At 67.1% G+C, this 24815-nt stretch carries 20 protein-coding genes, 3 pseudogenes and 1 other annotated feature; of the genes and pseudogenes, 10 read left to right on the forward strand and 13 right to left on the reverse strand.

The window, feature by feature from the left end:
* Window positions 1-14 precede the first annotated feature (14 nt).
* Window positions 15-530: pseudogene (locus LXM90_RS30330) on the forward strand (lyase family protein); the annotation flags it as partial.
* A gap of 38 nt (window positions 531-568) precedes the next feature.
* Here LXM90_RS30330 and LXM90_RS30335 read toward each other — a convergent pair.
* Window positions 569-1797, reverse strand: a protein-coding gene (locus LXM90_RS30335) for an IS3 family transposase (protein ID WP_091713013.1) whose coding sequence is annotated in 2 segments (ribosomal slippage) — window positions 569-1509 and window positions 1509-1797 — 1230 coding nt in all. Because the reading frame shifts where the segments join, the coding sequence is not laid out codon by codon here.
* Window positions 1400-1516: a sequence feature (AL1L pseudoknot), on the reverse strand. (Overlaps the previous gene by 117 nt.)
* A gap of 54 nt (window positions 1798-1851) precedes the next feature.
* Here LXM90_RS30335 and LXM90_RS30340 point away from each other — a divergent pair.
* Window positions 1852-2171 (forward strand): annotated as a pseudogene (locus LXM90_RS30340) (tyrosine-type recombinase/integrase); the annotation flags it as partial.
* A gap of 327 nt (window positions 2172-2498) precedes the next feature.
* On the opposite strand, the gene LXM90_RS30345 reads toward LXM90_RS30340, so the two are convergent.
* From LXM90_RS30345 to LXM90_RS30355, 3 genes are all read right to left on the reverse strand, one after another.
* Complete coding sequence (locus tag LXM90_RS30345; protein ID WP_103986511.1) at window positions 2499-3026, reverse strand: hypothetical protein; 528 nt, start codon at window positions 3024-3026, stop codon at window positions 2499-2501.
* 120 nt (window positions 3027-3146) lie between these two features.
* The gene (locus LXM90_RS30350) at window positions 3147-3641 is read right to left on the reverse strand and encodes a DUF302 domain-containing protein (RefSeq protein ID WP_103986510.1); all 495 of its coding nucleotides are present in this window, start codon (window positions 3639-3641) and stop codon (window positions 3147-3149) included.
* Window positions 3642-3789: 148 nt separating this feature from the next.
* Window positions 3790-4557, reverse strand: coding sequence for an alpha/beta fold hydrolase (locus tag LXM90_RS30355; RefSeq protein ID WP_103986509.1), 768 nt, complete (start codon window positions 4555-4557; stop codon window positions 3790-3792).
* Between the two features lie 209 nt (window positions 4558-4766).
* Here LXM90_RS30355 and LXM90_RS30360 point away from each other — a divergent pair, with 209 nt between their 5' ends.
* Entirely contained in the window at window positions 4767-5711 is a 945-nt protein-coding gene (locus LXM90_RS30360; protein ID WP_103986513.1) for an AraC family transcriptional regulator, read from the forward strand.
* A gap of 179 nt (window positions 5712-5890) precedes the next feature.
* Here LXM90_RS30360 and LXM90_RS30365 read toward each other — a convergent pair whose 3' ends face one another.
* The 4 genes from LXM90_RS30365 to LXM90_RS30380 all read right to left on the reverse strand — a co-directional run bounded on the left by LXM90_RS30365 (window position 5891) and on the right by LXM90_RS30380 (window position 10647).
* Window positions 5891-6967, reverse strand: a complete 1077-nt coding sequence (locus tag LXM90_RS30365) for an NAD(P)/FAD-dependent oxidoreductase (RefSeq protein WP_234083230.1) — start codon at window positions 6965-6967, stop codon at window positions 5891-5893.
* Entirely contained in the window at window positions 6946-7599 is a 654-nt protein-coding gene (locus tag LXM90_RS30370) for a methyltransferase domain-containing protein (RefSeq protein WP_103986507.1), read from the reverse strand. Before LXM90_RS30370 ends, LXM90_RS30365 begins: the two co-directional genes overlap by 22 nt.
* Before the next feature lie 337 nt (window positions 7600-7936).
* On the reverse strand, window positions 7937-9010 hold the full coding sequence (locus LXM90_RS30375) for a type III polyketide synthase (protein ID WP_103986506.1): 1074 nt from the start codon (window positions 9008-9010) through the stop codon (window positions 7937-7939).
* A complete protein-coding gene (locus tag LXM90_RS30380; RefSeq protein ID WP_234083232.1) occupies window positions 9007-10647 on the reverse strand; it encodes a DHA2 family efflux MFS transporter permease subunit in 1641 nt (546 codons plus the stop codon). Before LXM90_RS30380 ends, LXM90_RS30375 begins: the two co-directional genes overlap by 4 nt.
* Before the next feature lie 267 nt (window positions 10648-10914).
* Here LXM90_RS30380 and LXM90_RS30385 point away from each other — a divergent pair, with 267 nt between their 5' ends.
* Together LXM90_RS30385 and LXM90_RS30390 are read left to right on the forward strand one after the other, a co-directional pair.
* Complete coding sequence (locus tag LXM90_RS30385; protein WP_181049263.1) at window positions 10915-12495, forward strand: sensor histidine kinase; 1581 nt, start codon at window positions 10915-10917, stop codon at window positions 12493-12495.
* Entirely contained in the window at window positions 12488-13078 is a 591-nt protein-coding gene (locus LXM90_RS30390; RefSeq protein ID WP_234083235.1) for a response regulator transcription factor, read from the forward strand. Before LXM90_RS30385 ends, LXM90_RS30390 begins: the two co-directional genes overlap by 8 nt.
* Before the next feature lie 147 nt (window positions 13079-13225).
* Here the strand turns inward: LXM90_RS30390 and LXM90_RS30395 are convergent, their stop codons facing one another.
* The 3 genes from LXM90_RS30395 to LXM90_RS30405 form a co-directional block, all read right to left on the reverse strand.
* A complete protein-coding gene (locus LXM90_RS30395) occupies window positions 13226-14005 on the reverse strand; it encodes an alpha/beta fold hydrolase (protein WP_103986512.1) in 780 nt (259 codons plus the stop codon).
* Window positions 14006-14355: 350 nt separating this feature from the next.
* Window positions 14356-14751, reverse strand: coding sequence for a tautomerase family protein (locus LXM90_RS30400; protein ID WP_103986502.1), 396 nt, complete (start codon window positions 14749-14751; stop codon window positions 14356-14358).
* 15 nt (window positions 14752-14766) lie between these two features.
* Complete coding sequence (locus LXM90_RS30405; RefSeq protein ID WP_103986501.1) at window positions 14767-15579, reverse strand: SDR family NAD(P)-dependent oxidoreductase; 813 nt, start codon at window positions 15577-15579, stop codon at window positions 14767-14769.
* Window positions 15580-15696: 117 nt separating this feature from the next.
* Here LXM90_RS30405 and LXM90_RS30410 point away from each other — a divergent pair, with 117 nt between their 5' ends.
* Entirely contained in the window at window positions 15697-16650 is a 954-nt protein-coding gene (locus LXM90_RS30410) for a GlxA family transcriptional regulator (RefSeq protein WP_103986500.1), read from the forward strand.
* Window positions 16651-17074: 424 nt separating this feature from the next.
* Window positions 17075-17800: an alpha/beta fold hydrolase gene (locus LXM90_RS30415; RefSeq protein WP_234083238.1), complete on the forward strand. Its 726-nt coding sequence runs from the start codon at window positions 17075-17077 to the stop codon at window positions 17798-17800.
* Between the two features lie 354 nt (window positions 17801-18154).
* Here LXM90_RS30415 and LXM90_RS30420 read toward each other — a convergent pair whose 3' ends face one another.
* Entirely contained in the window at window positions 18155-19183 is a 1029-nt protein-coding gene (locus LXM90_RS30420) for an IS110 family transposase (protein WP_091980604.1), read from the reverse strand.
* A 344-nt stretch (window positions 19184-19527) separates the two neighbouring features.
* On the reverse strand, window positions 19528-20115 hold the full coding sequence (locus LXM90_RS30425) for a TetR/AcrR family transcriptional regulator (RefSeq protein ID WP_020096194.1): 588 nt from the start codon (window positions 20113-20115) through the stop codon (window positions 19528-19530).
* Between the two features lie 140 nt (window positions 20116-20255).
* Here LXM90_RS30425 and LXM90_RS30430 point away from each other — a divergent pair, with 140 nt between their 5' ends.
* The 3 genes and pseudogenes from LXM90_RS30430 (at window position 20256) to repC (ending at window position 24697) form a co-directional block, all read left to right on the forward strand.
* Window positions 20256-20654 carry a RidA family protein gene (locus LXM90_RS30430; protein WP_020096193.1) on the forward strand — a complete coding sequence of 133 codons (399 nt, stop codon included), beginning with the start codon at window positions 20256-20258 and terminating at the stop codon, window positions 20652-20654.
* Between the two features lie 1427 nt (window positions 20655-22081).
* Window positions 22082-23170, forward strand: a complete 1089-nt coding sequence (locus LXM90_RS30435) for a replication protein RepA (protein ID WP_020096191.1) — start codon at window positions 22082-22084, stop codon at window positions 23168-23170.
* Between the two features lie 251 nt (window positions 23171-23421).
* A pseudogene (gene repC, locus LXM90_RS30440) lies at window positions 23422-24697 on the forward strand (plasmid replication protein RepC).
* Window positions 24698-24815 lie beyond the last annotated feature (118 nt).

A 24815-nucleotide genomic window follows, 5' to 3' on the forward strand; every position in this document is an offset into this window, starting at 1 on the left:
TCGCGGAAGTCCCGATGGAGCGAAATCCGCCCACCGAGCTCGCGGTCGCCACCGTCCGCACCGTGGATCTCGACACCGCCAAGACGCGCTCCGAGCACGACCTGCTCGGTGACGGCGATGTCCCGGCCGACGCCCTCTGGGGCATCCACACCAAGCGCGCGGTGACGAACTTCCCGATCACCGGCGTCCCGGTCGGTCACTTTCCGGAGTTCGTCCGGGGCCTCGCGCTGGTCAAGCAAGCGGCGGCCCGAGCCAACAAGCGCCTCGGGTATCTCGATGCGACGAAGGCCGACGCCATCGATCGCGCCTGCATCAAGGTCGCGACCGAGGCCCGCTACGCCGAATCCTTCGTCGTCGACGCCATCCAGGGCGGGGCCGGCACCTCGACGAACATGAACGCCAACGAGGTCATCGCCAACGTCGCCCTCGGTCTGATGGGCAGGAAGCCCGGCGACTACGCCGCGCTTCACCCCAACGACGACGTCAACATGGCGCAGTCGACCAACGACGCCTACCCGACTGCTCTGCGTGAATCGCCCCGGGTTTTCCGGAGGCCGTTTGGTTTGGCTCAGGCGGCCAAGGCTTGGACCTCGGCCTGGGCATAATAGCGTGCCTCCGCCTCGGCGGGAGGGATGTGGCCGATTGGTTCGAGCAGCCGACGGTGGTTGAACCAGTCCACCCATTCCAGCGTGGCGTACTCGACCGCCTCAAAGGACCGCCACGGCCCGCGTCGATGGATGACCTCCGCCTTGAACAGGCCGATCACCGTCTCGGCGAGAGCGTTATCGTACGAGTCGCCAACACTGCCGACGGAGGGTTCGACGCCCGCCTCGGCCAAGCGCTCGGTGTAGCGGATGCTCACATATTGCGATCCGCGATCCGAGTGACAGACGAGGCCGCTGCCGGCGAAGGGGCGGCGCTCGTGCAGGGCCTGCTCCAAGGCATCGAGCACGAAGTCGGCCCGGGCCGAGCGCGACACACGCCAGCCCACGATCCGGCGGGCGAAGACGTCGATCACGAAGGCCGCATAGACGAAGCCGCCCCAGGTGGCGATGTAGGTAAAATCCGCCACCCATAGCCGGTTCGGGCATTCGGCCCTGAACTGTCGATTGACCCGGTCGAGCGGGCAGGCCGCCGCCGGATCGGGAACGGTGGTGCGAACCCTCCGCCCCCGGACGACGCCAGCCAAGCCCATCGTTCGCATCAGCCGGACCACCGTGCAGCGCGCCACAATGATCCCTTCGCGGGCGAGCTGCCGCCAGACCTTGCGCACGCCGTAGACCCGGAAGTTTGCCTCGTACACGCGCCGGATCTCGACCATGAGTGCCGCGTCCCGCTTGGCTCGAGCCGACAGCCTCCCGGGATCGGCTCGTCGCGCGGCATGGGCGTGGTACGTCGACGGGGCGATCGGCAGAACCTTGCAGATCGGCTCGACCCCGTAGAGCGCACGATGATCGTCGATGAAGGCGATCATGACCGGAACCGGCGGTCGAGCTCCGCCTGGGCAAAATACGCGCTCGCCTTCCTGAGGATCTCGTTGGCCTGCCGGAGCTCGCGGTTCTCCCGCTCCAGCGCCTTGATCCGCTCGCGCTCATCCGTCGTCGGTCCGGCCCGCACGCCCCGGTCGCGCTCGGCCTGACGGACCCACTTGCGCAGCGTTTCGCCAGAGCAACCGATTTTGGCCGCGATCGACTGGATCGCGGCCCATTGCGAACCGTGCTCGCTCTCATGCTCCCGGGCCAGCCGGACTGCCCGCTCGCGAACCTCAGGGGAAAAGGGTGGGGTATGCTTCGTCATGGCTCCAGTCTCTCAAGAGTTGGAGCCTCCGAAAATCCCGGGGCGATTCACACCAGCATCCTGGCATGGCTTGAGGCCAGAGGCGGAACACTCGACGACTTTGCCTTCCCCAGCAGGCTCGAAGGTGTCACGCACATCAGCACCCGGCAGTATGCACGCCTCGTCGATGAGTGGGTCACAGGCATCGGGCTGCGCAGCGAGGACTATGGCACCCACTCCCTCGCCGCACGAAGGCGTCGTTGATCTACAAGCGGACCGGCAACCTGCGGGCGGTTCAGATCCTGCTCGGCCATACCAAGATCGAGAGCACAGTCAGGTACCTCGGCGTCGACGTCGAGGATGCTCTGACACTGGCCGAAGGAACTGAGATTTGAGCGTTCGGCCCCTCGGCTTCTGCGTCGAGGGGCTCCGAGACCAGCCCAGCAGCAATGCGCCCAACCCGGTCATTCATCAGCTTGAGACGGCCGCCTCGAAGCAGACGTGATTGTAGCTCAGCTCATGCATCTGGGATTAGGCGTTCCGCGAAGCGAGATCTAACGGCACGGAGGCATGGCGGACCTCCCCGCAACGAACGTGAAGCAGATCGTGCGGGAGGCCCGCGCGATGGTCGAATGCAGGGAGGCCGTGCTGGGACTCCGGGGCGCGACCACGCCGGTCAACGCACCGGCTACTATCCCGTCGCAACACCGCCGGGAACAGCTCTAGCCCTTCGACGCGGGTGCCGGCGGTACGGGGAGAATGATCTCAGCGGCGACCTTCCAGTCCGTCCCGATGCGCAGCCAATTGATGATCATGAGAAACGGTCTGGGCGTTCCGTCCTGTCCCGCGTACGAAACGGTGATGTTCATCGGCACGTAAGACTCCGCGACATCGTACGTCAGTCCGACCACCTTGAGCTTCGAATAGTCTGGCTCGAGCACCACCGGACCGGAGCTGCCGATGTCATGCAGCTTCTGATCGATCGCCTCGTTGCCCCAATAGCCAGCCCAGTTTCCCTCGGCCGGGTTCGCGCTCTTCGCCACCAACAGCGTTGTCGGCGATTGCCAGAACATATCATGCAACGATTTGAAATCGTGCTTGTTGGCCAGTTCCATCAGACGACTGAACTGCGCCCTGATTGCACCGAGGCTCGCAGAATCCAGAGGCTCCGCCTTGGCCTCAGAAGCTCCCGAGACAGCCGCGCTGAAAAGAACTGCGGCGGTGAAGCTGGCAAGACAGCGCTTGGACATGCCGAAAATTCCTCTCTATTTCGAGCCTGTCGGCCAGGACAGCCGAACGATCGACCATTCCTGCATTGCGGTCCCGCATCTCCGAGACGCCAGGGCCAGCAGCACCGTGATCAGACGGTCTTAGCCTGCACAGTCCCGCAGCAAGGCCGTAATCTTCGCATCGAGATCCCGGGCAACGGCGAGAGCTTCGGTGTTGCCATAGGGCAGCAGATAGCTCTCCATCCTGTCATAGGAGAGGTGCACGCCATCGGGCCGCTCATCGATAAGGATCGTGACCGGAGCATAGGATCCCGCGTCGGGCACGTGCTTGACCATCTCTTTCATGATGAGGGGATTGCCCACCAGAAAACGCACGCTCTTGGGTGCATCGGATTTGGATTCGCGCCGCAGAACGGCACCCAGATCGAATTCGGCAAAGAGCATGAAGCCCGTGCGGCCGAATCCACGCTGCACGACACGCTCGAAATCGGACGCGGAGGTTGCAGCCTGCGACGCCCGAACGAATTGGTACCAGTCCGGCTGACCGACCGCGGATTTGAGCGCCGTCACGACAGCGTCGAAGGGTCTGGAGCTCAGAATTCTAAGCCGCTCGACCGAAATTTTATCCACATTCATTATCGCTCCCGCACGAAATACACTCGATAGACCGCGCGACCGTTACGGAACGCCAGGACGATCACGCAATCGCCAGCGTGTTATTCAGACAGCACCTCTCTCGGCAGCCGCAGCCGCTCCCGACGCGGACGGGCCGGGAGCGGCCCTGTTACTTGGCGAGCGTGGCCTTCTCGATCGCCGCGGCGACTTCGTTCGCGTGAACGACGAGCGAGGCATGGCTGCCGGCAACTTCCGTCGTCTGGGCCTTCATCGCGGCGGCGAACAGTTTCTGGACTTCCGGTGCGATTACTTTGTCCTTCGTGGTGATCACGTAGAATGTCGGCTTGTGGTGCCACGCGGCCGCGTCGACCGGCGCTTCGAACGCCGTGTGGCTCAACGGTAATTGATGGTCCGCCAACGACTGGGCGATCTGCGGGGGAAGGTCGGCCGCGACCGCTGAGGGAAAGACTTTGGGATCGATGTACAGATTACCTTTGTCGTCGGGATGTATCGCCGCAGCACCTTCCGTGGCCGGACCGCCCTTGGCGAGGGCCGCCAGCGATTGGCCCACGTCCGGCGCAAAAGCGGAGACGTAGACGAGCGCCGAGACCTTGGGATCGTTGCCGGCCTGCGTGATGACGACGCCACCCCAGGAATGGCCGACGAGAACCGTCTTGCCTCTCTGCTTTGCCAGCGCCTGCTCGGTGGCCTCGACGTCGGCGGCAAGAGAAGTCAGCGGATTGTCAACGCGCGTGACGTTGTAGCCCTTCTTCGTGAGAATATCGGCGACGGGCTTCCAGCTCGATGCATCGACAAACGCGCCATGGACAAGGACAATATTGTGAGTCGCCCCCTTGGGCAGCTCTGTGGCGCGGGCAGCGGCCAATGTCGTTGCAGACATCAGGGCTGCGGCCAGGGACAGAACAACACCTTGCATAACAACTCCTGCCGACGGGCGGATAAAGCGAGGTCGCGGATGTTCAAGCGCTGCGAATTGTCCACGTCCTGAACCTTGCGTCAGGAACGATGGACGATTGCACGATGCGTCAACGCCCTCGGTAGGACCTAATATGACGGCACCTCGAACGGTAGAGCTTGATCGTCCGCGTGTTGTGTCCGATCGTCCGGGACCTTATCGTCGCTGTTATGGACGTCCTCGCCGAAGTACTCGACCGCGTGCGCCTGGGGGGGACCCTGCTGTTCCATTTCGAGCTCGGCCATCCCTGGAACCTGGCCCTCCCGCAACGCCCGTACGCGCTGTTCCATTACGTCAGCCATGGCTCGGCGACGCTCGCGCTTGATCAGGAGCGAGAATTCCACATGAGCGCGGGCGACCTTGTCGTAATCTCGCGTGGCGAGCCTCACGAATTCTATTCGGATCGCCGAGCGGAACCGTTCTCGATCACAGATCTGGATCGGTCGTCCGCGCATCACGGCATTGTTCGCCATGGCGGCAGCGCCCCGCCCTGTTCCACGATGATTTGCGGCAAGTTCACCGTGGCACAGCCATCGCGGAGCAGCCTGTTGGAATTGCTTCCGCCCGTCCTCCACCTCAAGTCGACGGAGGAGGGTGCGTGGCTCGAACTGATCCTGCAGCGCATGGTGCGTGAGTCGGCGCAGCCGCGCCCCGGTCAGGACGTGGTCCTTTCCCGATTGACGGAGGTCCTCTTCGTCGAGGTGCTGCGAAGCTGGTCGACATCGCTGCGTCCCGGCGAAGGCGGCTGGCTCGGGGCGATCACGGACCCGCATATCGGACCGGCGCTTCGATTGATCCACAAGCACTTGGATCGGTCCTGGACATTGGACGAGTTGGGACAGCAGGTCGGGCTCGGTCGCTCGGCGTTCTCGGCTCGCTTCACCAAGCTCGTCGGCCAATCGATGTACCGCTATCTGATCGCGCGACGGATGTCGGAAGCTGCCTTCTTGCTCGAGACGAGCGACCTGGGAATTGCACGCATTGCGACCGGCGTCGGCTACAAGTCCGTCGCCGCGTTCTCAAAGCTTTTTCACCGGCATCATGGTCTATCACCTGGCCGTTACAGAGCGACCCGACACGTCGAAGGGGATGCGCAGCCGGAGAACGGCCTGTAACGCCGGTACTTCGACCGGCCGAAGTCCGGGCCAGGCGGAGCAGGCCGGTCCCGCATCGGCGGCGCTTCCCCGGAGCGGTGGAGCGCCTGGCGTGACGAGAGCCGCAACCAGCCTGCCCGGGTGACCCGATCCACCTCGGTCATCCGCGCCACCGGTGTCGGGTGGGAGGCAAGCTGCGGTCAGATCCGCGTCAGCCGCGAGGCCAGATGCCCGAGCGCCGGCGCGGAGGCGACTGCGCGCACCAGCTGCCTGGCGGCTTTGGGGGTCTCCGCCGCGCGCCAGAGCCATCCGGCCAGAGTGATCGGGACGGACGACCTTCGCGAGAACGATCGCTGAAAGCGTTCGGCCGGCTCGCCGCGCACGATCGCGGTGGCCGCGGCTAAGCCGCTGCACAGCGCAATGGCGATTCCTTCGCCCGCGAGAGACGGGATGACTCCGGCCTGATCCCCGATCCGGTAGAGGTTCGCCGGTCCGGCACCCGCGCGCCAGCCGTAGGGTACGTTCGCGACCGCTTGGGCGCGCCCGAGCGTCGCCGCGGCCAAGCGCAGACCGAGGGCGGGCGATTCCTCCGCGACAGCCTGGAGGAACCGATCCGGTCCGCCGTCGACCTCGCTGAGGCGGCTTCGTCGGACGGCGAGGCAGAGGTTGGCACTGCCATCCTCCTGGATGACCAATCCGGCATATCCGCCGCGGAACAGGTGCAGCTCCACCCGGTCGGAGAGCAACGTCGCGAGCGCCCGGCTCGCACCCAGGCGCCAGCGCAGCCCGACCGCGGCGTCCCCGTCCGGACGCGGGCGCAAGACACCGCGCAGATCATGCTTGCCGGTCGCGAGGATCGTGCAGGGCGGGTGGATCTCGCCCCCGTCGACAAGACGCACCCGGCCCTCCGCCAGGGCCCGCGCCCCGATCCCGGTCTCGATCGCCGCGCCCGCCGCCCGTGCGCGCGCGCGCAGGGCCTCGTCGAGGACGCGGCGCGAGAGGGCGACGGCAGGTGCGGGCAGCCGAGCTTCGGCTCCGTCCTGCCCCGAGAACAACGCCAGCGCCCCGACACGATGAGCGCCAAGGGAAACGGGATCGACGCCCAGATCGATCAGGCGCCGGGTCGTCGTCCAGCTCAGGAAGCCGCCGCACAGAGCATCCTGCGCTTCGGGATTACGTTCAATCAGCAATGGCCGCAGGCCCGCCCGGGCAAGTCCGATGGCGGCGGCGGCACCGGCCGGGCCGCCCCCGATGATCAGCGGAGGCGCTCGATGCATAGCCGGAACGGGAACCAACGGGTGACAGAGGCTTCGGCGATTCCGGCCTCGGCCAGGACCGGCGGCCATTCCGCCGGCCGGTATGCGCGCGCGATCGAGAGGGTGCCGTCCTCGCGGACGATCCGATGCCATCCCATGGCCCGAGCCAGGATCGGAAAGCCCGCATAGGGCAGGGCGTGGCGATGCAGGTCGTTGATCAGCCAGCCGACACGCGCCTCGCGCTCCATGAAGCGAAGGAACGCCAGCAGTTCCGCGTGGTCCATGTGGTGCGCGACGAGGCTCGACACGATAACATCCCAGCCCTGTCCGGCGAGGTCCGCGTAGGCGCCGGTCCGGTACTCGATGCGGAGCGCGCGGTCGGTTGCCGCCCGGGCGACCGGCGCCGAACGGGGGTTGATGTCGATCCCGAACAACTCCACGGGCACGCCCTCCCTGGCCGCCCAGCGCGCGATCCGACGCAGCATGTCGCCCTGCCCGAAACCGACGTCGAGGAGCCTGAGGCGCCCGGCGCGCCGGGCCGCCCGCCTCAGGAAAGCCAAGGTTGGCCGCGCCGCCAGCGTCCATCGGTTGACGCGCGCGAGGTCGGCAAGGAGCGCGGCGTATGCGGCCTCGGGCAGATCCGGAGCATCCATCTGTTCTTGGTCCGAAGCCCGGACGGCCAGCGAGCGAGGGCGCGCGGGCTCGTGCCGCCCGGCGGTTCCAGAGGGCCCGGAACCCTGCGGAGCCGGTGCTCTGTCGGGGCTCCGCGTCGGCGGCTCCGGCCATCGCTCGATCCCGGTGTCAGTCGTCGTTGGCATCGAACACCTCTCCCGCGTCGACATCGAAGGACGCCTCGCGCACCGGAACGCCCGCGACCTGCGTCGGGAGACGGGCGGAATCCGGGCGCCGACATCCCGCCCGGTATTGCAACGTCTTCGAATGACGGCCGGCGAGCCCGGGATGCCGGACCCGGGCGCCGGGAGCGCGGAGCTAGGCCGCCTTTTGGAACATCATCGTTTCGGCGACGAGGCCCGGGCCGAACGCCATCGCACAACCGACCTCACCCGCCTTCGCCTGATCCATGAGCGCGGCGAGCACGAACATGACGGTCGCCGACGACATGTTGCCGAACCGACGCAAGATATCGCGCGAGACCGCCAACGCGCTGGGCGGCAGCGCGAAGGCGCGCTCCACGGCGTCGAGCACGGTTCGGCCGCCCGGATGGACGGCCCAGGCGCCGACGTCCGGAATCCGATGTCCCGCCAGGAACTCGTCCGCGCGACCGCTGATCCCTTCCTGCACTGCCGCGGGCAGGCGGCCCGACAGGACCATGTCGAACCCGGATTCGCGGATATGCCAGGTCAGGAGCTGTCGCGTGTCGGGCGTGAGCAGGGCGTTGAACGCGTCGAGCCTCAGCCCCGTCGGATCGGCGGAGACGATACTGGCAGCGCACCCGTCCGCGAAGAGGAGGAATGTCAGGATCTGCTCGAGATCAGAGGTCTCCTGCAGGTGCAGCGTGCAGAGCTCGATGCTCAGCACCAGGACCCGGGCCTGCGGCTCCGAACGAACGATGTGCCGCGCGATCTTCAGGGCGTTGATCGCGGCGTAGCAGCCCATGAAGCCGACCATCGTCCGCTCGACCGACCCCCTGAGACCGCAGCGCTCGATGATGTCGATGTCCAGCCCCGGTGCCGAGAAGCCGGTGCAACTCGACACCACGAGATGAGTGATGCGGTCCCGCTGATCGCCGAGTTGGAGTTTCTCGACCGCACGCGTCGCGAGCGCAGGGGCGTGCTCCTCGTAGAGTCGCATGCGGGCCGCGGTCGTCGGGAAGCTCCCGGGTCGGTAGAGGCCGTCGGCATCCACGGCGTCGTGGCCCGGGTCGAGCCCGGGCGCGAGGCAGGAATACCGATGCTCGATCCCGCTGCGCTCCACCATGCGGTCCAGGATGCGCAGCTTGTGCCGGTCGTCGGCGAGCTGAGATCGGGCGAAGGCCGCGAAGGCCGCGTGGACGTCGTGGGGCGGGACGGCCGTCTCGATGCGGTTGAGGTAGGCTTCCGTCATGGCTTCGGCTCCAGGCTCGGCTCGGCGCGTCTGCGAACGAGCAGCAGGGCGGCAATCGCGACCACGTTGAGGGTCCCGACGAGCATCCAGGCATCGCCGATCGAAGCGGTCAGGGCCGCCTTCTCGATGAGCGGCGCGACGAGGGCGCGCGTCGCTTCGCTGTCCGGCTTGCCCGACTGGGCCGCGAAAACGGCCGGCGGGATGCCAACAAGTTTCGCGGCGTCGAGATCGCCGGACGCGAGTCGCGCGACGAGATCGGATACGTGGCCGGGGATCCGCCCGTAGATCACGGTGTCGATCAGCGAGAGGCCGACGGCACCGCCGAGATTTCGCATGAGGTTGAACAGCCCGCTGGCATCCGGAACGCTCTCGGTCGCCAGATGACCCAGCGCCAACCGTGTCGGCGCCAGCAGGCAGAACATGATGGCGAGCCCGCGTACGATCTGCGGGACGACCAGCGCGCCAGGATCCATCGAGGCCGTCTGGGTCGTGCTCAGGAACGAGCCGACCGCGAACAGACCGAATCCGAGGACGGCGAGCACGGTCGCGTCGACGCGCTCGTCCAGGGCGACGGCGAGTGGAGACGCGGCGAGTTGCGCCAGGCCGGTGACGAGCATGATCTCGCCGATCGCGAGCGGCCTGCGTCCCTGCACGTAGCCGAGGAAGACCGGCATGAGGTAGACGCAACCGTAAAGGCCCACCCCGCACGCGAAGCTGAGTGCCGAGCCCACGGCGAAGCGGCGATCCGCGAACATCCGGAGCTCGACGAGCGGATGGGCCGCCGCCAGGGTACGGCGGACGAACACGAGCGCGGCCACCGTGCTCGCGCCGAGATGTGCGACGGCTGCAGGCGCCACCCAGCCGGATTCCGGGGCCGCCTTGAGGCCGAGCTCCAGATTGCACAGGGCGACGGCCAGGAGCCCTAGGGCTGTCACATCGAGTTCGCCGAGCCGTCCGCGCCGCCGGTCACGCGGCAGCAGCCAGTACCCGCCGATGGCCGAGACGAGACCGGCGGGCACGTTGATCAGGAACAGCCAATGCCAGGTCGCCGTCTCAGTGATCCAGCCGCCGACGACGGGGCCGGCGGTCGGGGCGAGGACGGCGAGCGTTCCCGCGACGGCCGTGGCGATGCCCTGGCGGTTCGGCGGGAACAGCAGGAAGACGGCTGAAAACACGGTCGGGATCAACGCGCCCCCGGACGCGCCCTGGAGCGCGCGCCAGACGATGAGCGAGGCAAAGCCGCCGCTCGCGGCACAACCGCACGACGCGAACGTGAACAGGGTCACCGATGTCACGAAGAGCCGGCGCATGCTCGCCAGGCGCGTGAGGGGACCCGTGAGCGGAATGACGAGCACCTCGGCGGTAAGATACGCCGTCTGGACCCAGCTGACCCGGTCCGGCGGGATCCCGAGACCCGTCTGGATCCGCGGAAGGGATGTCGCGACGATCTGGATGTCCAGGATGGCGATGAACATGCCGACGCACAGGATGGCGAAGCCGGCCCATGTTCGGGGCCCGGCGGTCGGCGCAGGCGCACTGGCCCCACCCCGGTCCGTTGGAGCCGGTCGATCGGCGGCGTCCGCGACGTCGCGGACGATCGGAACGGCAGCCCGGGCCGCGTGCTGGATATCGGGCATCCGCGAGCGAACGGCACCGACGGGACGCGGCGCCATTTCAGGGGCGTCCAGCCGCGGGCAGGCGGCCCGCCGGCGTCACGGCGTCCGAAATCACGGCGATCCTCATGTGACCCCTCTGAGCGACAGACCGTCCGCCGGCTCGCGGTCCATAGATCAGTTCGTGGCCCCCGGCGTCATCCTGTGAAATCTGACAGGCTTACGTCGGGCGGGGCGGGCCTAAGCCTTCGAAGCCGGGCCACCGGGTCCGCTGGGGGGATCGCCATGTCGTTGCTGCGCAAGACCCTGGCTTGGCGCCACTCCCTGGTCGCGAAGCTGGGTCTCATGGTGCTCCTCTTCATGGCCGCGACGGAGGGCGCCCGCCTCCTCAGCCTGGATCGGCTCGAACATGCCGACGCGCTCTCCCGCGAGATGCACCACCGCTGGCTAGAGCGCATCCGGGTCCTCGGGAGTCTGAACCACGGGATCTCGGACGCGCGCACCGCGGAGGCCGAAATCCTTCTCGGCCCGGATCTCGCGGACCGCCCCGATCGCCTGGCGTCGCTGCAGCGCGTGTCCGCCCATCTCGCGGAAGTGATGACACGCTATGCGGCGCTGCTCCGGCGAGGCGAGGACCGGAGCGAGCTCGTGCGGCTGCAAGACCTGTGGCGCGCGCACGCAGCCGTGGCGGAGCGCGTGGCCGCGCTGAGCCGGGACGGCGAGGCCGACCAAGGAATCCTGCTGTTCAACGGCGAGTCGAAGATCACCTTCGACGCGGCCCGCGACGCCGCCTTCAGGCTAACGCTCGCTACAGAGGCGCGCGCGGAGGCCGACCGCGGCCGAGCAGCCGCGGCCATCGCGGAAGCTCAGGACTGGGTCTCCGACCTGATGCTCGGGACCCTGGCCCTGTTCTTCGCCATCACGGTCTACGTCTGGCGCGCCATCTCGCAGCCGCTCCTGCGGCTCGCCGATCGCATGCGGCGTCTCGCGGATTACGAGACCGACTTCGCGCTCCCCGACGAGAAGCGGCCAGACGAGATCGGGGCGATGGCGCGAGCGCTTGCGGTGTTCCGGAGCAATACCACCGAGCTTCTTGAGTCGCGCAAGCGCCTAGCCATACAATCCGGGGCGCTAAGCACCGCCCTGCAGAAGGAGCGGGCGCTCGCCGTTGAGCAGCGCAACTTCATAACGACGGTCTCGCATGAATTCCGCACGCCGCTGATGGCGATCGACGGGAACGCGCAGCGGCTGATCGCGACCAAGGACCGGGCCAAGCCGGGCGACATCGCCGATCGGGCACACCGCATCCGGTCCGCCGTGTTCCGGATCGCGAGCCTGATGTCGGGCCTATCGCGGGCGCTGGAGGATACCGGCGGAAACCTCCGCCCGCGCATGCGCCGCTTCGATCTCGCCGCGATGCTGCGGTCGTTGTGCCGGTACTATCGCGAGATCGGGATGAGTGGTGAGTTGGTCGAAGACATGTCGGATGCATCGCTGGAGATCGTCGGCGATCCCGACCTTTTGCATCTGGCCGTCAGCAATCTTCTCTCGAACGGGTTCAAGTATGCGTCGGACAGCGACCCCGTCCGACTGCGGGCATACCCGTCCGGCGCCGGCGTCGAGATCGTCGTCGAGGACGAGGGCGTGGGCATCCCGCGCGGCGAGATCGGACGCATCCGGGAGCGCTACTACCGGGCGAGCAACGTCGGCACGATACCGGGCACGGGGATCGGGCTGAGCCTCGTGGAGGAGATCGCACGCCGCCATGGCGGCCGCCTCATCATCGAGAGCGAAGAGGGCCGCGGAACCCGTGCTATGCTGGCGCTGCCGCGAGACGGGGCGCTGTCATCCCCGGAGCCGGAGCATGCCTAGGATACTCTGCGTTGAGGACGACGAGGAAACGGCGAGCCTGGTCGCGGAAGCCCTGGTCGACCTCGGCTACACGGTGGAACGCGCCTCGGACGGGGAGGCGGGTTTGTCGGCCATCCAAATGTCACCTCCGGACCTGGTCCTGTGCGACGTGCGCATGCCGGGGATGAACGGCCTGGACTTGCTCGAGCAACTGGCTGCGGCTGCCCCGCACCTCGCGCGGATCCCTTTCGTGTTCCTCACGGCGCTCGACGATCGCGGCAGCGAGATCGCCGCGCGCCGGAAGGGCGCGGATGACTACCTCACCAAGCCGGTCGACTTCGAGATGCTGGCTGTCGTGGTGGAGCATCGTCTCCGCGCGGGTCGAGGCGGGCAGGGCCAAGACGCGTTCGGCCATCTGACCGGCCGGGAACGGGAAGTGTTGACCTGGGCCAGCCGCGGGAAGACGTCCGCGGAGATCGCCCTGATCCTCGATCTGCGGGAGCGAACCGTCAACTTCCATTTCGACCAGGCCATGAAGCGCCTGAACGTCGTCAATAGAACGCATGCGGTGGCCCGTGCGCTCTCGTTGCGGTTGATCGATTGACGGATTTGGGCCGCGTGAACGGTTCCGGCAGACCGTCTGGTCGCGCGCTCCCCATGATGATGTCCTTCTTGCGATAGGACATGCGCCGGTCCTTGCCTGCAGCCCGGGGCAGCCGTGGCTCGGATCAGCATGCGTGGGACTGTCCGGTCAGCGACGTCCTTGGGGTTGGCCGGCAGCCTCAAGGATGAGGTCCGCGACGTATGGTGCCTGCGAAATTAGGGACAGGTGGCTCGCCGCGAGTTCCACGGTCTTCGCGCTCATGCGCTTGGCCATGAACCGTTCGAGGTCCGGGTTGATGGTCCGGTCCTCGGTCGACACGGCGTAGAAGCTCGGCTTCGATCGCCACGCCGCCTGGGTTGTCCTCCCGGCCAACAACGCCTTGTGGAACGGCTGCTGGACCGCGAACAGAACCTTGGCTCGGTCCGCCGGTAGGTCGCCCGCGAAGTCTCTCAGGAAGGCCGCCTCGCTCAGGCGCCCCTCGTCGCCGTCGAACACAATTCCGGCCGAGGCCGGCGGCGTCGGATAGGTCTTGGCCAGCGCAGTGTAATCCTCGCCGGCATCGGGCGCCCGGGCCGCGACGTAGACGAGGGCGGACACCTTCGGGTCGATCCCGGCCTCGGTCACGATCATGCCGGAGAACGAGTGGCCCACGAGGACGATCGGTCCCTCCTGCCGGGCCAGAACCCGCCGTGCGGACGCGACGGCCTCCTCGAAGGTGGTCAGCGGGTTCTGCACGGAGGTGACGTTCAGGCCCTTCTCCTGCAGCCGCGGGATCACCTCGGACCAGCACGACCCGTCGGCGAACAGTCCGTGGACCAGGACGACGCTGCGCGCACGCGGCAGATCCTGGGCCGGCGCCGTCCCGGGAAGCAGCGCGGCGGCGGCGCCGGCGAAGAGCGTTTGGCTGAACAGTCTCCGAGTCATCATGGCGGCCATCTCCGTTCCGGTTCGACAGGTGCAGGATGTGCCGTCCCTGTTCGTCGCCGGTGCAGGAAGGATACATCCGTTGCGGCCGGCGACCGCTGTGGGCAGAGGCGGGCGGCCACAATCTCCGTCTGCAGATAGATCTCACGTAACTGTTGAATGCGAGCGCTCCAGCGCGGCGAGCCGACCGGCCTTCAACCGTATTGCGCGCAGCTGCAGCCGAGAGCATGCGCATTACACCGCCCCCCGACGGAGGGACGCATCGTCGAGTGAACCGCGAAGTGTCCACTTCGATACCCGGGCTATCCGAGAGCGGACCTGCCGCTCTCGGCCAGAACCGTTTGCGACACGGATCATCGCTCGTCCGGAGACCACTCGGGGCTGTAGCCCCCGAGGGTCGGGTGATACATCTCGTCGCCGGAATGCTGCGTGAACTCCACGTTGAGGCGATCCTTGTGCAACCCGAGGATCTCGATGCAGTGGGCGCACAGCGCCTTGGCGACTTCCATCCGCAACTCGGCCGAGCGTCCCTTGCGGATGTCCAGCATCATCACGGACACCGGCACCGGCGCGCCGCCGGCCTCCGGTATCCGCCACACGCCGCCCTCGCCGAGTTCGCGGATGGCGACGCTGATCCGCCTGATGTCGACCGACATCATCTCCGCATAGGTCTGGCTCATCTGCGCCGCGAGGCGCTTCTTGGAGGCCACGGAATGCGGGCCGGTCACGTCGAGCTGGAGGTACGGCATGGATGGCCTCCAGGCTCAGGCCGCGTTCGACGTCGCAAGCCCGTAGCGCGCCGACGGCTTGGCGTTGCCGAACTTGGCGGCCATGGCCCGGCGATCCTCCTCCCAGCGCGTCCAATCGGACTCATCCTGCAGTCCTGGGATGGTGACAAGCTCGCCCTGATCGAGACCGGCCAAAGCCGCGTCGACCAGATCGGCCGCCGACATGGTGATCGCCGATGTCTTCTGTGCCGCGTAACCGGCGACATCCCAGAACTCTGTAGCCGTCGCGCCGGGCAGCACGGTCTGGACGCGCACGCCCTTGTCCGCGAGGTCCTTCTGCAGCGCGTGGCCGAAGCTGAGGACGTAGGATTTCGAGGCGCTGTAGACGCCGTTCAGCATCTCGACCGCGATGCCGACGACGGACGAGATATTGATGATTGTCCCTGATCCGCGCGCCACGAAAGCAGGAGCGACCGCATAGGTCAGGCGGGTCAGCGCGGTGATGTTGAGCTGGATCATCGCGTCCATCGTTTCCACGTCGGCCTGAAGGGTCGAGGCGACGGAGCCGATGCCCGCGTTGTTCACGAGCATGGTGATGCTCGCGTCCTCGCGCAGGCGAGCCTCCAGGCGCGCGAGATCGTCTTTGCGTCCCAGATCGGCCTTGAACGGCTCAACCTTGCGCCCCGTCTCGCGGGTCAGGCGGTCGGCCAGCGCCTGCAGGCGCTCATCGTTTCGAGCGACTAGCAGCAGGTCATACCCCCGTCTGGTGAGGCGGTCGGCGTAAACCGCGCCGATGCCGGCAGATGCACCGGTCACGACAGCGAGGCCCTTCGTGGATTGAGTGGTCATCGTCGCTCTCCTCTTTCTTCGCGCCACGGGTTGGCGGCGCTCGATGGGAGAAAGCTACCGTTGCCCTTGAGCGGCGCAAATGTCATAGTTGCGTCGATTTAGGTCATAGAGGCGGGCATGCAGCGCGTCGGCTTCGTCGTCTATCCGGGGTACTCGATGATGGCGCTGGCGGCCGTGCCGGCCTTCGAGGTCGCCAATCTCGCGGCGGACGCGGCAACCTACGACATCCACTTCATCTCCGAGCATGGCGGTCCGGTCGGCACCTCGGCCGGCATGAACGTGGAGACGGAGGCATTCGGCGAAACGCCCTTCGACACGCTCATCATCGGCGGCGGCACCTTCGTGCAACCGTCGACGCCCGGGCTCGTCGCGCTCGTTCAGCGCGCGGCCGAAAACGCCCGGCGCGTTGCCGCCATCTGCACAGGGGCCTTCGTCCTCGGCGAGGCCGGCCTGCTCGACGGACGGCGGGTCACGACGCACTGGATGCACGCGCGGGAGCTACAGTCCCAGTTTCCGGATTGCTCGGCCGACACGGACCGCATTTTCATCAACGATGGCCCGATCTGGACGTCGGCGGGCATGAGCGCTGGCATCGACCTCGCGCTTGCTCTGATCGAGGCGGATCTCGGCCACGCGGTGACGAAGGAGATCGCTAAGAAGCTCGTGCTCTACCATCGCCGGGCCGGTGGCCAGTCGCAGTTCTCGACCCTGCTCGACCTCGACGCGAAGTCGGACCGCATCCAGGCGGCCCTGACCTATGCCAAACAGAACCTCCACCGCCCGCTCTCGGTCGAGGAGTTGGCGCAAGCCGCCCACCTGAGCCCGCGCCAGTTCAGCCGTGTGTTCCATGCCGAGACCGGCCAGTCGCCGGCCAAGGCGGTCGAGAACCTCCGGGTCGAGGCCGCGCGCGTTTTGATGGAGCGCAGCCGGCATCCCATCGACGCCGTCGCCGACCAAACTGGCTTCGCAGACCGCAATCGGATGCGTCGCGCGTTCCTTCGAGCGTTCGGGCAGCCGCCACAGGCTATCCGGCGTAATGCGCGTGGGGATTTGAATACGGCGAATGCGTAGCGTTGGCCACCCGCGGTCAAACACCCCTTGCAGAATGATTATCCCCGAACGTCTGCTTCATTGCGAAGTTCTGATAAATGAATTTGTCTGATTTGAATTTTGGCAGCTCGTCCGATTTTCTAATAGGTCGGCGCAGAAGCAGACCGGCGGCTTTCGACCACATTTGCCACCACGAAGCGCTCATTCAAACATCTCAGATGGGCTGTTTCGAGACGGTGTATTTTCGGACGACAACGTCTTGTAGCCGACATCGCCGCCGGAACCGCTTTCGACCCACATGAGCCGTCTGAGGTTCAGGAAGCTCGATCTGAACGCCGACGTCCAATGGGACCCCAAACGCGCACTACGTATCGAACCCCACCTGAAATCATACTGTAACGAGGCATGACCAAGAGACACCGACGTACGCCAGAAAGGGTGTCGAATGGCTATCTACATACTCGTTGCTGGATCGTGGCACGGTAGTTGGTGTTGGTCGCAGGTCGTGCCGCTGCTTGAGCGAGCCGGACATCGCGTTCTGACACCCGATCTGTGCGACGTGATCTCCGATCAGCACTCGGCGGCAAAACAGCCGCTCCAAGCTTGGGCGGATCAGGTTGCCGCGATTACCGCCGCCCAGAACGAACCGGTCATTCTCGTCGGGCACAGCCGCGCCGGCCTCATCATCAGTGAAGTGGCCGAACGCATACCTCATAAAATCGCCTTACTCGTTTATCTATGCGCTTTTCTTCTCAAGGATGGCCAGACGTTGAATGATATCGTAGAGAAATCGGCCAATGCCGAGGCGTTTAGTAAGGCAATAATATTTGATGATGACGGAAATTGTACAGTCAGCCGCGAAGGCGTCAAAACATTTTTCTACAACGAAACGCCTGAACTTCTAGTGCAGTTCGCGTGCGAACGCCTTGTTCCCGAGACAACCAAGATTTGGTCGACGCCGATCCACGTTACTGAGCCTCACTTCGGGTCGGTCCGACGAGCCTACATCACGTGCGCGAAAGATCAGGCGATCCCGATTGCTCAGCAGCAAGCCATGCAACGAGCCACTCCAGTTTCGCACACCGTCACGTTGGAGAGCGATCACTCGCCGTTCTTTTCTCAGCCGAGCGAATTGGTCGCTGCGCTTGAGCATATTCGGCAAGCAGACTGAGCGCGGAAGAGCTTCTTGCGATGGTAGCAGCGCCCGCTTTTGCAGCAGTGTCTCTCCCATGCCGTTCCGACCGGGTTGGGTCGGTAGGAGGCCGTCCTGTGTGGATGGCTCCCGCATTGCAAGTGGCGAATTGAGCTTCTGACGCGTTGGTCGGGTGCAGTCTTGTGTCCGGCCTGTTGATGCAGTCGTTCATGTTGACTGCTGGCCCTGATGGTATCCGTGAGCTGGGTCCCACTCTGCTTTGCGGGCTATGACGCCCTGGACAGCCGGCGGGGTGTCCCGGCTCCCGGTCTGACCGGTTCGCCATCAACTCTCATCGTCCTCGCAACCTGGAAACGTCTCCTCTACGTGCTGTCAGGCGGCCGTGGCCGCCGGTGCGCGGTAGGTGCCGCCGCGGGTCATGATCGCCCAGGCGACCCGCGCCGTGCGATTGGCCGCCGCCACAGTCACCACGCGCACTGGCTTACGCTGCAGCAGCGCCGGCAGCCGCGGGTCGACCGAGGTCGGTGTCGTCTTCGCGCGCCGGATCAGAGACGTCATGCCGACCACGAGCAGCCGGCGCAGGTAGCGGTCGCCCATGCGTGAGATCCGGCCCAGGCGCTCCTTGCCGCCACTGCAGTTCTGCAGCGGTGTCAGGCCCAACGAGGCAGCGAACTGCCGACCGGAACGGAAGCGCTCGGGCTCGCTCACCGAGGCGGCCAGCGCGGTTGCCGACACGATGCCGACACCCGGGATCGTCGCAAGCCGCTGCGACAGGTCGCTGTCTCGATGCCAGGTGAGCAACTCCTTCTCCAGTCGGGTGAGTTGGATCTGCAAGGCACCGATCTGATCGGCCAACCCGGTCACCACGCGCTGGGCTAACGGCGGCACCTCGGCCGCGTCTCCGGCCGAGAGCCGGGCCGCCAGTTCGAGCGCGTGCCGCAGGCCCCGCGCCATCTCGATCCCAAACTCGGCGAGCAGGCCTCGGATCATGTTCACCAGCTGCGTGCGTTGCTTGACCAGCAGGTCGCGCGTCCGGTGCAGCGCCAGCGCCGCCTGCTGCTCGGTCGCCTTCACGGGCACGAAGCGCATGCTCGGGCGCGTCACCGCCTCACAGATGGCAGCGGCATCGTTCGCATCGGTCTTGCCGCGCTTGACGTACGGCTTCACGTAAGCCGGCGGCATCAGCCGCACGTCATGGCCGAGCTTTATGAGTTCCCGGGCCCAGTGGTGCGCTGTGCCGCACGCCTCCATGCCGATCAGGCACCGTGGCAGCTTGGCGAAGAACGGCGTGACCTGCGCCCGCCGCAGCGCCTTCCGAACGACGACGTGCCCAGCTGCATCGACGGCGTGAACCTGAAAGATGCTTTTGGCCAGATCGATGCCGACGGTGGTGATCTCCATGGGGATGGCTCCTGCATGAGCGTGGCTGCTGCTTCGACAGCGACCACATCTTGGCACCGAGATGCCGTCAGTCGGAGCGGGAGCCATCCACCCCATCTGCTTTTCCGGCCGACCGTCTCAGAAGCGGCTGTTCCACTTACGGCCAGTTTCCGTCATCGCGCGACGCCCGCCTGAACGTCTCAGACGGATGGCTTCCGGCTGGTCGGCTTTCGAGCGACATGGGTCCGGAGCAGACGTCGTTGTCGTCTCCTCTCTCGCTGTTCGCGCGCGGGCCACCCTGCAAGGTGTCCCCCGACGAACGCGTCGCGCGCCCGAGGATGACGCGTCCAGACCGGCGGGACGGCCTACTTCAGGAGGCCGTTCGCCAAGCACCGGAAGGCCTCGGTGGCCCTGCCGAGGACGGCCGGTGGATCGTCGGACGCGGCGACCCAGAGCGCGGCGTTGAGCGCCGCGCCGTTGATCAGGCGCGCCGCGGCCTCGGCATCGACAGGCTTGACCGTCCCGGCCTCCACGAGGGCCTGGATCGTCTCGGTCGTCGTGCGCAGGCAGGCGGTCTGGCCCGGCCATCGCGACGGATCGCCCAGCACTGCCGGTCCGTCGAGGAGCACGATGCGCTGGATCTCCGGCTCGAGGGCCAACTCGATGTAGGCGACGCCCTCGTCGAGGAAGCCGAGCCAGGGCGTTGGCGCCCTCTCGCGCGCGACCCGCGCCTTAGCGACCATCTCGGCGTCGAGCTGCGCGATGACGGCCTGAAGCAGGCCCTTCTTGTCGCCGAAGTTGTGATAGAGCGCGCCGCGCGTCAGGCCGGCCGCTTCCGTCAGCTCATCCATCGACGCCGCTGCGTAGCCCTTCTCGGCAAAGGCTGCACGCGCCGCGCGGATCAGCCTCGCGCGGGTTTCCTCCATCTTCAGCGCGCGCCGTCCCGATGCCACAGGATGCCTCGATCCTTCACATAGGCCCGCATGTGTTGACATACGCCGCGTATGCCATGATGGTCCGCATACGCGGCGTATGTGAATGGCGCCGCGAGGTCGATGGAAGCCGTCGGCACCCTTCGCAGAGGACACGCGATATGTCGAAGCGCGATGCAGTCTTTCCGCCCGGACGGCAAGCCCTCTACGACAAGCACCGCTACTCGGCCGCGATCCGGTCCGGCGACCTGCTTTTCGTCTCCGGCCAAGTCGGCAGCCGCGAGGATGGCTCGCCTGAACCGGATTTCGGTGCGCAGGTTCGCCGTGCCTTCGACAGGCTGAACTCCGTTCTCGCGGCGGCCGGCTGCAGTTTCGACGACGTGGTGGACGTGACAACCTTCCACACCGACCCTGAAACGCAGTTCGACACAGTGATGGCGGTACGCGACGTAATGATCGGCGAACCGCCCTATCCGAACTGGACTGCCGTCGGCGTGACCTGGCTCGCGGGCTTCGACTTCGAGATCAAGGTCATCGCCCGTCTTCCGACCCCGGTCTGAGTCGGTGTTCGGCTCGGACGATGCCGGGAAGAATCGCCAAGCCGCTTGTTCCTCCACGGTCCCGATACCGGCATCATCGTCGATGAGACAGATTTAGACTATCGCTCCTGACCCTGTACGAACTTTGAACTTGGATCACCGCGTGGGGCCCATCACCCGGCGAGGAGCCCCGCCGATTGGACCACCACAACCGCGAGCATGCAGACCGCCGCCGCGGCCGCCGCGTACGACACAATTTTCGTGAATCCCTTCATGGATCTCCTCCTGACAAATCGGATCTTCGGTCGTCGACAGAGATCGCGGCGCGCGACCGCGCTCCGGGAAGGCAAGACGGCCCGGATCGCCGCGTCACACACCGTATCGGGGTGTCACGTCGTCAACGCTCCTCGGTGGCGAGCGTAAACAACGACAGGAAGATTCGGTTCACCTCGGATGCGCGCGTCCTGTCCTTGAGCGACAACTTGCCGCCCGCGACGCGGCACGTTCTGGAACTTCGCAGGCGATAGGTGAGCGGGACGCGCGGCCCGCGCAGGGGCGCACGGGGCGTCCATGACCGGCCCGGTGCCGACGCCCGTCGCGCGAGCGGCCCGAAGGCGCCCTCCCCTCCCGGTCCCGCTCCGTAGCGCTCCGATGTGTCGGGCGGTCACCGACCGCGTCGTCGCGGGCCGCGACCGGATGCCCGACCGTCTCCGGACCACGGGACCTTGCCGGTCAGCGACGCCACCATCCGACGCGTCGCCGCACCACCATCCTGATCCTGCGGTGCGCGGCTCGCATCTGAGTCGTCCCTGCCGATCGGTCCACGCCGCCTCACGGGCGCGCGGGTTACGGTCCGCCGCTGGAAGCGCGTCGGCGAGGTCCCGAGCAGGCCGGGTCGCCACCCTTTGTGCGGCTGATCGGCCGCCTCGCGTCTCTGTCCAGTGGCGTCCGAGCGCGCCCGAGACGCGTCGCCGGTCAGTGGCCACCCAACGCGCTGGTGCCGGGCCTGCCGACGCGACCGCTTACAAAAATCAGCGCCCCCGGGTCCGCTCCTGAGAAAACTCAGCGCGGCCCCTGCGGTGTCCGACGGCGCGGGACTTACAAAAATCAGCGCAGGTGGACGCGCCTGCCGGGGTTTGGAAGGTCGCCAAGCGCCCTCACCCGTCATCGACGGCGTGCGCCACGCTGACTTTTGCCAGCGGACGGTCGGCGAGCGCTGATTTTTCGCACTCGCGCCGACGCGACCGGCGCCAACGGCGGTCGCAGCCGTGCCGGGACGCCGTCGCGGCTCGACCGCTGGGCGGCCGTGGGTCGCCGACGCTGAGTTTTGTAAAGAATCCCGGTCGGCGCGCTGAGATTTGGAAACCCGATGATTGCGCCCGGTCGGCGACTCGCGACTGATAGCCTCCAAATTGCCCTGTGGTCGGCACGAGGAGAGCGAGACCGGCATGAACGCGGCAGAGACCCGCCAGTTGAGCCTGTGGGAGCAGAGCCTGCGGCGCCCCGAGGCCGGAGCCGACCGGCCGACGACCAGGCTCGGCCCCGCGCTCGACGGCCGCATGGATGTGTCGTTCCTCCACAAGGGCTTCTGCATCGCCGGCCTGCCGCTGCGCCGGCCCAAGAACACGATGGAGCCGTGGAACCGGCGCGACGGTCGCTTCTCGCTGACCGTCGAGCCGGCCCGGTTCGTCCTGCCCAACGGGCGCCAGATCGAGGTGGGCGTCCCGTTCGGACCCAAGGCGCGCCTCCTCTCCATGTGGCTGGCCACGGAGGCCCGCGATCCGCGCCGGAGCGCCGGCGACCGCTGGATGGAGATGGGGCGGATCACCGAGTGGTTGAAGGCCGTCGGTTTGCCGGTCACGGGCGGCGAGCGGGGCTCGATCGGGCCGACCAAGGACCAGCTCGTCCGGCTGAGCTTCCCCATCTTCACGATGGTCCTGAACGGCGACGAGGGCGGCCACGTGTTCAAGCGCGAGAGCCTGATCGAGGGGGGCGCGTTCAAGGATGACGACCTCGAGGTCTGGGCCGCCGGGGGACACAGCGCCATGCGCTGGCCGGAAGCGCTGATGCTCAGCCAGAACGCCTACGACCGCTTCACACGGCACTCGATCCCGGTGCCGACCGCCAGGCTGCGCCAGGTCGCCCACAACGCCATGGCGATCGATATCCTCGTGTACCTCTGCTACCGGCTGCCGCTGCTCTCGCGCGGGGAGAGCGAATTGCTGACCTGGCGCGATCTGATGGCGCAGTTCGGATCCTCGGAATTCGCCTCCCGCTTCAAGCAGGCCTTCTCGGAATCGATCAAGCGCACCCTCGACGCGTACCCGGAAGCCAACGTCGCGATGACGGCCGAGGGTCTGGTGCTGCGGCACTCGGACCCGGCGGAGCTGCGGCGCGCCTTCGTCGCCGTCGCGGGGGGGCCGACCCGTCGCGCCCGTGCCGCGCCGCGGGCGCGCAAGGCTGCGCGGGTCCCGGATCAGATGGGCCCCTGCGAGAGCGCGGACCTGCTGACGCCGGCCGGTGCCGCGCGCGCCTGACGGCGGCCCACCCCCACCCCTCTAGACGGAGCAACCCGGCAAAAGAAAAGGCCCCCGAGACGTTCGCCCCGGAAGCCCTCTCTGTCGTCTGGACAACCTCAGAGAATCACTCCCGGACATCGCTGTCAACCACGCGACGCGGCCATCGCCTCGGCGGGCGCTGCTCTCTTGCCTCATCGCGGGCGAGGACAATGCTTCCCGGACACGAACCCACGACGCCCTTCGGGCGGCGACCGCTCTCGCTCGGCATGATGGCCGCGCAGGCGGCGGCCAAGGCCTGCCCCGACGACGCGGTCGGGCACAAATGGCGCATCTTCCGCGACGTGACCGAGGCGAAGGATCACCTCGCCGTCTCGGACCGCGCCCTCGCGGTGCTGAGCGCGCTGCTCACGTTCCATCCCGAGACGGCGCTGTCGCCCGGCTCGCCGCTCGTGGTCTTCCCGTCGAACCGCGAATTGTCGCTGCGGTCGCACGGGCCGTCCCCGGCGACGCTGCGGCGCGCGCTGGCCCAGCTCGTCGCGGCCGGCCTGGTGATCCGGCGGGACAGCCCGAACGGCAAGCGCTACGCGCGCCGCGACGGTGCCGGCGCGATCGCGCGCCTTCGGGTTCGACCTGACGCCGCTCGTGGCGCGCGCGGGGGAATTCGCCGTTCTTGCCCGGGCGGTGCGGGCGGCCGCGCGCCGGCGCCTGCTCCTGCGCGAGGAGATCGCCCTGCACCGCCGCGACCTGTCGAAGATCCTCGCCCTGGCCGCCGAATCCGGATGGTCCGGGCCCTGGGCGGCGCTCGCGGACCGGTTCGCGGCCTGCGGCGGCATGCCGGGTCGGACCGCCGGCGAGCCCCACCTGCACGCCGCCGCCGAACCGCTGCGCGCGCTGCGCCGGGAGGTGGACAAGTGGCTGCCAAGTTTGGCGAATGCGCCGGAAATGGTCGGCACTGCGTCTCACGGTGAGCGCCACCATCAGAATTCAGATCCAGATCCTGCTGACGATTCTGAACGGTGCCCCCGGCGAGGCCCGGCCGGAGCCGCGCGATCCGACGTCGCTCCCGCGCCCGGCCAGCCGCGTCCCCTCCCCTCGCCGATCCCCTCTTCCCTCCCCTCGCCCCTGCCTCTGCCGATGGTGCTCGAGGCCTGTCCCGACGTCGTGCTCTACGCCCGCGACGGTATCCGGAGCTGGTCCGATCTGGCCGGCGCGGCGGAGGTCGTTCGTCCGGCGCTGGGAATCGGTCCGGACGTCTGGGAGGCGGCCCTGGCCGCGATGGGGCGGGACCACGCGCTGTCGGCGCTGTCGGCGATCCTCCAGCGCGCCGAGTCGATCGGCGCGCCCGGCGCCTATCTCCGCGACCTGACGCGGAAGTCCCGCTCCGGTCGGTTCTCGGCCTGGCCGATGCTCTTCGCCCTGTGGCGCCAGCGCCGTCGAGCGTCAGCCGACGGCCCAAGCGGTCCCGTCCGCGTCGCGGGAGTTGACCGCGGTCAACACGCTCGCCCGCTCGGAAGCGGGGCGGCGCGAGCGTCAACATTCTGTTAAGGTTGACTGTGATCTTGTCACGGTGCGGCGGCGTTTGCGGCCGAGAAAACCGTGACAGGAGTTCGGAACCGTGGCCAGCCCCGCGGCGCTCGCCGCCCTACCCTCTTCGGGGTCAACC

The sequence above is a fragment of the Methylobacterium oryzae genome (assembly GCF_021398735.1).
In the GTDB taxonomy this organism is placed as follows: domain Bacteria; phylum Pseudomonadota; class Alphaproteobacteria; order Rhizobiales; family Beijerinckiaceae; genus Methylobacterium.

Coding starts and splice junctions, on each gene's coding strand:
- LXM90_RS30435 (WP_020096191.1), top strand. CDS start 22,082: ATGAACGCGGCAGAGACCCGCCAGTTGAGCCTGTGGGAGCAGAGCCTG.
- LXM90_RS30350 (WP_103986510.1), bottom strand. CDS start 3,641: ATGAATGTGGATAAAATTTCGGTCGAGCGGCTTAGAATTCTGAGCTCC.
- LXM90_RS30415 (WP_234083238.1), top strand. CDS start 17,075: ATGGCTATCTACATACTCGTTGCTGGATCGTGGCACGGTAGTTGGTGT.
- LXM90_RS30430 (WP_020096193.1), top strand. CDS start 20,256: ATGTCGAAGCGCGATGCAGTCTTTCCGCCCGGACGGCAAGCCCTCTAC.
- LXM90_RS30370 (WP_103986507.1), bottom strand. CDS start 7,599: ATGGATGCTCCGGATCTGCCCGAGGCCGCATACGCCGCGCTCCTTGCC.
- LXM90_RS30345 (WP_103986511.1), bottom strand. CDS start 3,026: ATGTCCAAGCGCTGTCTTGCCAGCTTCACCGCCGCAGTTCTTTTCAGC.
- LXM90_RS30390 (WP_234083235.1), top strand. CDS start 12,488: ATGCCTAGGATACTCTGCGTTGAGGACGACGAGGAAACGGCGAGCCTG.
- LXM90_RS30420 (WP_091980604.1), bottom strand. CDS start 19,183: ATGGAGATCACCACCGTCGGCATCGATCTGGCCAAAAGCATCTTTCAG.
- LXM90_RS30365 (WP_234083230.1), bottom strand. CDS start 6,967: ATGCATCGAGCGCCTCCGCTGATCATCGGGGGCGGCCCGGCCGGTGCC.
- LXM90_RS30410 (WP_103986500.1), top strand. CDS start 15,697: ATGCAGCGCGTCGGCTTCGTCGTCTATCCGGGGTACTCGATGATGGCG.
- LXM90_RS30405 (WP_103986501.1), bottom strand. CDS start 15,579: ATGACCACTCAATCCACGAAGGGCCTCGCTGTCGTGACCGGTGCATCT.
- LXM90_RS30375 (WP_103986506.1), bottom strand. CDS start 9,010: ATGACGGAAGCCTACCTCAACCGCATCGAGACGGCCGTCCCGCCCCAC.
- LXM90_RS30360 (WP_103986513.1), top strand. CDS start 4,767: ATGGACGTCCTCGCCGAAGTACTCGACCGCGTGCGCCTGGGGGGGACC.
- LXM90_RS30395 (WP_103986512.1), bottom strand. CDS start 14,005: ATGATGACTCGGAGACTGTTCAGCCAAACGCTCTTCGCCGGCGCCGCC.
- LXM90_RS30400 (WP_103986502.1), bottom strand. CDS start 14,751: ATGCCGTACCTCCAGCTCGACGTGACCGGCCCGCATTCCGTGGCCTCC.
- LXM90_RS30380 (WP_234083232.1), bottom strand. CDS start 10,647: ATGCCCGATATCCAGCACGCGGCCCGGGCTGCCGTTCCGATCGTCCGC.
- LXM90_RS30355 (WP_103986509.1), bottom strand. CDS start 4,557: ATGCAAGGTGTTGTTCTGTCCCTGGCCGCAGCCCTGATGTCTGCAACG.